The sequence below is a fragment of the Hymenobacter lapidarius genome, from assembly GCF_001816145.1.
GTDB classification, from domain to species: Bacteria; Bacteroidota; Bacteroidia; order Cytophagales; family Hymenobacteraceae; genus Hymenobacter; species Hymenobacter lapidarius.
Genome location: NZ_MDZB01000024.1, coordinates 1 through 1,252 on the forward strand (window position 1 = coordinate 1; position 1,252 = coordinate 1,252).

2 protein-coding genes are annotated in these 1,252 nt (G+C 67.5%); both read right to left on the bottom strand.

What is annotated here, in order from left to right:
- Positions 1–6 precede the first annotated feature (6 nt).
- Complete coding sequence (locus BEN47_RS01140) at positions 7–696, bottom strand: IS630 family transposase (RefSeq protein WP_083321983.1); 690 nt, start codon at positions 694–696, stop codon at positions 7–9.
- Positions 697–723: 27 nt separating this feature from the next.
- Positions 724–1,194, bottom strand: coding sequence for a helix-turn-helix domain-containing protein (locus BEN47_RS01145; protein ID WP_070724370.1), 471 nt, complete (start codon positions 1,192–1,194; stop codon positions 724–726).
- Positions 1,195–1,252 lie beyond the last annotated feature (58 nt).

Genomic DNA, 1,252 nt, shown 5'->3' on the forward strand with positions numbered 1-1,252 from the left:
TAGTGCTTAGTCAGGCAAGTTAGTTGCCCTAATCTTCTGGTAGTGGCGGTCGAGTTTGACGCGTGCTTTTTCCAGGGTGAACTGCCATTTTACCGTAGCCCGGACCGCGTTACGCTCGGCCACGCAAGCGGCGACGTGGGCCGTGAGCTCGTCGAGGGTGGGGATGCGCTGGTGCAGGCACCGGCGGGCGATGGCCGAGAGTTCGAGTTCGACCATGTTGAGCCAGGAAGCATTTTTGGGCGTGTAATGCAGCTCGAAGCGGGCGGCCAGGGCGCGGGCCTGCGCCGCGGGCAAGTGTTGGTAGAAAACCGCGTCGGTGTGGGTGTTGAGGTTGTCCTGCACCAACACGATTTTCTCGGCCTGGGGGTAGTGAGCGGCCAGGCGCTGCAGAAAGCGGCAGTAGTCGGCGCCGGTGCGGCGGGCGGAAACCTCGACCAGGCGCTGGCCCGTGCCCGGCTCAAAAGCGGCCAGCAGGCAGGCCGTGCCCTGGCGCACGTAGGTGCTGCTCGCGCGCCGGGGCCGCCCGGCTTTGGCCGGTTGTTCGCCCGGCTTTGGCCGGTTGTTCGCCCGCGGCGGGCTGGGCGGGCACCGGCGGCAGCGGCTCGACGGGCTGGCCGTGGAGCACGCAGGGGCGCTCATCGAAGCAGACGACGGGAAAAAGGGGGTCGTGTGGCCGCTCGTACACCGCCAGCACATCTTCCATCCGGGCCACGAAAGCCGCGTTCACTGCCCCCAGGCACCCGTGCTGCTGGCGGTGCGGCTGCAACTCGTTTTTTTGAGCACCTGGCTCACCGTTTCATGGGAAATAGTCTCCACTAACGCCAGTTCCACGGCTTTGTCGGCCAGCAGGCGCAGGGTCCAGCGGCTGTGGCCCACCGGGGCCGGGGTGCACGCCAGCGCCGTGCGCGCCGCGCGTTGCGGACCATCAAAGCGGCGCGGCCCGCCGCTACGCGGGGCCTCGGCCAAGGCGGCTTGCCAGCCGGCTTCTGCGTAGCGGCGGCGCACCTTACTGACGGCTTGGCGGCTGAGGCCCACGGCCTGACCGGCTGCCTGCTGGCCGATGCCGGTGGCCAGGGCCAGCAGGGCCTGCGCGCGGCGCACGGCCCGCACCGGTCGACGACCGGTGCGCGTGAACTTTTCGAGGACGGCTTGGTCAGCCGACGGCAGGGCAAAGGGAGTAATGGGACGAGGCATAGGTCCCCAACTTCAACCCCCTTTATTTTGTTGCCTAATTCACTTGACTAAGCACTAG

What these genes read in the sequence shown, in the direction of transcription:
- BEN47_RS01140 (WP_083321983.1), bottom strand. Translation starts at nt 696, where the DNA reads ATGTGCTGGCGGTGTACGAGCGGCCACACGACCCCCTTTTTCCCGTCG.
- BEN47_RS01145 (WP_070724370.1), bottom strand. Translation starts at nt 1,194, where the DNA reads ATGCCTCGTCCCATTACTCCCTTTGCCCTGCCGTCGGCTGACCAAGCC.